5 protein-coding genes are annotated in these 3,917 nt (G+C 30.6%); 1 reads left to right on the forward strand and 4 read right to left on the reverse strand.

All coding sequences use genetic code 11. The features are described 5' to 3' along the window. The 4 genes from KKC53_00495 to pdxS all read right to left on the reverse strand — a co-directional run. On the reverse strand, positions 1–367 hold a 367-nt coding region (locus KKC53_00495; GenBank protein MBU2597653.1), incomplete at its 3' end, for a crossover junction endodeoxyribonuclease RuvC. Continuing rightward, entirely contained in the window at positions 364–1,110 is a 747-nt protein-coding gene (locus tag KKC53_00500) for a YebC/PmpR family DNA-binding transcriptional regulator (protein ID MBU2597654.1), read from the reverse strand. The genes KKC53_00495 and KKC53_00500, both read right to left, overlap by 4 nt. Before the next feature lies 1 nt (position 1,111). Continuing rightward, on the reverse strand, positions 1,112–1,696 hold the full coding sequence (gene pdxT / locus KKC53_00505; protein MBU2597655.1) for a pyridoxal 5'-phosphate synthase glutaminase subunit PdxT: 585 nt from the start codon (positions 1,694–1,696) through the stop codon (positions 1,112–1,114). A gap of 1 nt (position 1,697) precedes the next feature. Continuing rightward, entirely contained in the window at positions 1,698–2,663 is a 966-nt protein-coding gene (gene pdxS, locus KKC53_00510; protein MBU2597656.1) for a pyridoxal 5'-phosphate synthase lyase subunit PdxS, read from the reverse strand. A gap of 238 nt (positions 2,664–2,901) precedes the next feature. On the opposite strand from pdxS, the gene KKC53_00515 reads away from it, so the two are divergent. After that, the coding region (locus KKC53_00515; GenBank protein MBU2597657.1) for a hypothetical protein at positions 2,902–3,917 on the forward strand (1,016 nt) is incomplete at its 3' end.

Genomic DNA, 3,917 nt, shown 5'->3' on the forward strand with positions numbered 1-3,917 from the left:
GTACCTGTTTTTTAGAAGCATTTTCAACACCAACTACTGCTTTTTTAACTTGTAAAGGTGTGTATTTGTAAACATCTAATTGATTTTGATGCCCAACAAGTAAAACTACACCGCTTGCCTGACTTACAGAAATAGCTGTCTTTACATTACTGCTAAAAAATATCTCCTCAACTGCTAAACAGTTGGGAGAATAGGTTAAAATAATATCATTTATACCTTTATATATTATATTTAATCTTTGTGAAATGGGAAGTTTTGCTGAAGTTTTTATGCAATCATAATAGACTGCATTTAATTTTCCCTTCTTTTCTTCCACTATTGCCACACCTGTTGTTGCTATTCCGGGATCAACTCCTAATGCTTTCAAAGTTTCTCCATTAACTCATCTGGTATTTCAAAATTTGTATAAATCTCCTGAACATCATCCTGTTCATAAAGTGCATCTATTAGTTTAAGAGCTTTTAATGTTTTTGATTCATCAAGCAATTTATAATTCTTAGGAATAAGAATAATTTCTGTTGAATCAGTTGATAAGCCTTTTTCAATTAAAAAATCTTTGATTTTCATAAGCTTAGTTGGTTCTGTATAAATTTCATAATAATCCTTTTCTATAATTACATCATCTGCTCCTGCATCAATAGCTAATAACAAGATCTCATCTTCATCAATGTTAGAACCATCTTTTAAACTGATAACACCTTTCTTATTAAACATCCATCCCACACATCCCGTTGAGCCAAGATTGCCATTGTGTTTAGTAAATATGTTTCTCATTTCTGAAGCTGTTCTTTTTCTATTATCAGTCATAGCTTCAACTATTACTGCAATTCCTTCAGGTCCATATCCCTCATATACAACTTTCTCTAAATCATATCCACCAACCTTACCAATACCTTTTTTAATAGCCCTCTTTATATTATCTTTTGGCATATTGAATTCTTTTGCTTTCTGAATTGCATTGGCTAATGCTATATTCTGATTTGGATCACCACCTCCCTCTTTAGCAGCAACTATAATTACTTTCGTTAATTTAGAAAAAAGTCTTCCTCTTTTTGCGTCTTCTTTTGACTTTTTGTGCTTTATAGTCTTCCATTTCGAATGACCTGACATCCTATTGCCTCCATCTTTTATTTACTAAATTCAAAAAATATCGATGGATTCTATCATCATTACTTAATTCTGGGTGAAAAGCTGAAACTAACAAATTTTTCTGTTGAGCCATAACTATTCTATCATCTATCTCTGCCAATATTTCTACCTGTTTTCCAATCTTTTCTATTATTGGAGCTCTTATAAATACTGCGGGAAATTCCTTATTACCCAATTTTGGTATTTCAATATCAACCTCCATACTATCTATCTGCCTACCAAATGCATTCCTTCTAACCTCTATATCCATAATAGAGATCGTTTTTCTATTTTCACCAATTATATTTTTTGACATTAATATTAATCCCGCACATGTACCATAAATTGGCTTCCCCTTGGACGCAAACTCTCTTATCTTTTCAAAGAAACTGTATTCATTCATCAAATTTCCAATTGTACTGCTTTCGCCTCCTGGAATAATTAAACCATCGATATCATCAATCTGACCTGGTTTTTTTATCTCAATTGGTATAACACCACATCTTTCAAGTATCTCTGTATGTTCACTTACCGCTCCTTGAAGAGCAAGTACACCTATCTTTTTCAAATCAGATTCCCCTCTTTTGTAAAAGATCCATTTCGTCTATTTGAGATATTTGTAGTCCCATCATCGCTTCACCCAAATTCCTTGAAACTTCAAGTAAAACTTCAGGATCATTAAAATATGTTGTTGCTCTCACAATAGCTTTAGCCATTACAGAAGGGTTTTCTGATTTAAATATTCCAGAGCCAACAAAGACCCCCTCTGCTCCAAGTTGCATCATAAGAGCTGCATCCGCAGGTGTAGCAATTCCTCCAGCTGCAAAATTTACTACAGGAAGTTTACCATTTCCCGCAACCCATTTTACTAATTCAAATGAAGCTTCTATCTCTTTTGCTGTTGTTATAAGCTTATCTTCAGATAAAGAAGTCAATTCTTTAATCTCATTTTTAATAAGTCTCATATGTCTTACAGCTTCAACAACATTCCCTGTTCCAGCTTCTCCTTTAGTTCTTATCATAGCTGCTCCTTCATCAATTCTTCTTAATGCTTCTCCAAGATTTGTTGCTCCACAAACAAAGGGAATTTCAAATTTATTTTTATCTATATGATATTGCTCATCTGCTGGGGTTAAGACTTCACTTTCGTCTATAAAATCAACCCCCAAAGCCTGCAATATTTGCGCTTCAGCAAAGTGTCCAATTCTAACTTTAGCCATTACAGGAATAGTAACTGAATCCATTACATCTTTAATAAGCTGAGGATCTGCCATTCGCGCTACTCCTCCAACTTTTCTTATATCTGCAGGTACCCTCTCTAACACCATTACTGCAACTGCTCCAGCTTCTTCGGCTATCATAGCCTGCTCCACAGATACAATATCCATAATTACTCCGCCCTTTAGCATCTCAGCCAATCCAGATTTTATTTTAAATGTTCCAATCTTTTTCAAATATATCACACTCCTAATATATATATTATAATACCAAATCAATAAATACGAGATAATATGTGATTTAATATTAAAAATCATTTGCAAATTATTTTAATAAATCAACCATAATTGTAATAATATTAAAGAATATATAACAATTTTTGTAAAAATTGGTATTTAAAAGCTTGAAATTTGAGATATATCTCATCATTGTATTATAATTATTGCTCATAATTAGCTTAATTGAAATTTTTACTATTATTCTTATAAAAATTTTATGTTATTAATATAGAAAAATACAACCCTTTTAATCCATCTTAAAAGGGTTTAAACTTCTGTGTTTTTTGAGATGAATATAAACAGATTTTTGGAAAATATAAAAATATTTAAATACCTGATATTTATTGTATTCATAAGCACCTTCATAGCTATTACTCTCAATCCTCATATAATCTTTGCTGCAGATTTAGAAAGATTAAAAGGTGAAAAGGTTAAACTCACAAATGAACAGAATGCAATTCTTTATAACTTAAATAATATAAGAGAAGAAATAGATAGAACAAAACACGATTTACTTTCATTAGAATCTAAGATAAATACCTTAGAAAATCAAATTAATAACTTGGAATTAAATATTAAAAAAATAGAAATCGAGTTAAAAAACACAATTAAAATTCTTAATGAAAAAGCCATTGAACTTTATAAACGGAAAAACAATTCTTTTTTTCAAGCTGTAATATCACCAAAAGATATTATCACATTCTTTAAAAATATGAATTTGTTTGGTTATATGATGAAGCAGGATTCAGAGGCAATCAATAATTACATCGAAACAAAAGAAGAACTTATAGAAACTAAACTCATATTAGAGGAAAAACATGAAGAGCTCAATAGTTATAGAGATCAGTATAATTCTACCTATAATTCACTTTTAATAAAAGAAGCAGAGTATGAAAAAAAATTGGAAGAAATAAAAATACAAGTAGCCAAGTTAGAAAACAATTTAAAAGAAATAGAAGGAAGAATTAAAAAAATTCAATCACAATATCCAAATCTTAATATTATTGATGAATATAAAGTTTTGGCAACAGGTTATTGCTCTTGTCCCATTTGCTGTGGTAAATATTCAAATGGATATACTGCTATAGGTTTAAGAGCTGGTATTGGTGTTATTGCGGTAGATCCCAAATTTATCCCACTTAGAACTAAAATATTGATACCCGGATATGGAGTTGCAATTGCTGGAGATACAGGTAAAAAAATAAGAAATAATCATATAGATATAGGTTTTGACAATCATTTAGATGCTCTAAGATATGGGGTAAGATTTATTTATATATATAAAATTGGTAA

The sequence above is a fragment of the Actinomycetota bacterium genome (assembly GCA_018830725.1).
GTDB lineage: Bacteria > Actinomycetota > Humimicrobiia > JAHJRV01 > JAHJRV01 > JAHJRV01.

Excerpts from the sequence above, each read along its gene's own strand:
- pdxS (MBU2597656.1), bottom strand. The coding sequence starts at position 2,663 with ATGATTTTTAATATTAAATCACATATTATCTCGTATTTATTGATTTGG.
- KKC53_00500 (MBU2597654.1), bottom strand. The coding sequence starts at position 1,110 with ATGTCAGGTCATTCGAAATGGAAGACTATAAAGCACAAAAAGTCAAAA.